An 865-nucleotide genomic window follows, 5' to 3' on the forward strand; every position below is an offset into this window, starting at 1 on the left:
AGTCGTCTTGCGGCTATTGCGCGGCGAGCCGGTGGATGCCATTTCGCGCGAGGTATCGGTGCCGATATACCGGCTCGAAGAATGGCGCGAGCGTGCCCTGGCCGGTATCGATGCCGGCCTGAAGGAGCGCGAGAACGATCCGCTGGAGGCAAAGCTTGGCGAGGCGACCCGGCGCATTGGCGAGCTGGTCATGGAAAACGAACTGCTGCGCAAGGAACGGCAGGCCCGACACCCTTTGGTCAACCGGAGGTCGTCGAAATGAGCCGCACGATCTCCGCTGGCACCGGCAAGCCTTATGGGTTGGAGCGAGTCTGCCGGGTGCTCGGATTCCCGCGTTCGACGATCTATGCCGCTCGTGCGCGCGAGTCGAGCAACGTGGTGCCACTCGTGGCACAGCGGCGCGGCCCGAAGCCAAGGATGCCCGACGCCGACCTTCTGAATGCCATCCGGGCCGATCTGGCGGCCTCGCCGTTTATCGGCGAGGGGCACCGCAAGGTATGGGCGCGGTTGCGTATCCTGCGCGACATCCGCGTCTCGCGCACCCGTGTGCTGCGGCTGATGCGGGAGAACGCTTTGCTGTCGCCGCATCGTCGGCCTCAGGGTAAGTCGTCTCTGCACGACGGCACGATCACGACGAGCCGCCCGAACGAAATGTGGGGCACCGACGGCGTGCGCATCGAGACCGTGGATGACGGCTGGGTCTGGGTGTTCTCGGCGGTTGATCATTGCGACGCCTGCTGCGTCGGCATCCATGCGGTCAAGACGGGCAACCGGTTCGCCGCCTTGCAGCCGATCGCACAGGGACTGCTGGGTGAATTCGGCGGCACGGGTGCCGAGGTTGGTCGGGGCCTGACGCTGCGCATGG

General features: G+C 66.1%; 2 protein-coding genes. Both read left to right on the plus strand.

The annotated features are described in order from the left end of the window. A partial coding sequence (locus AWB81_RS46315) for a hypothetical protein (RefSeq protein ID WP_062644800.1) occupies window positions 1-262 on the plus strand: 262 nt, incomplete at its 5' end. Beyond that, a partial coding sequence (locus AWB81_RS43605) for an IS3 family transposase (protein WP_144444417.1) occupies window positions 259-865 on the plus strand: 607 nt, incomplete at its 3' end. The genes AWB81_RS46315 and AWB81_RS43605, both read left to right, overlap by 4 nt.

Origin of the sequence: Caballeronia arationis, assembly GCF_001544975.2 — a bacterium.
In the GTDB taxonomy this organism is placed as follows: domain Bacteria; phylum Pseudomonadota; class Gammaproteobacteria; order Burkholderiales; family Burkholderiaceae; genus Caballeronia; species Caballeronia arationis.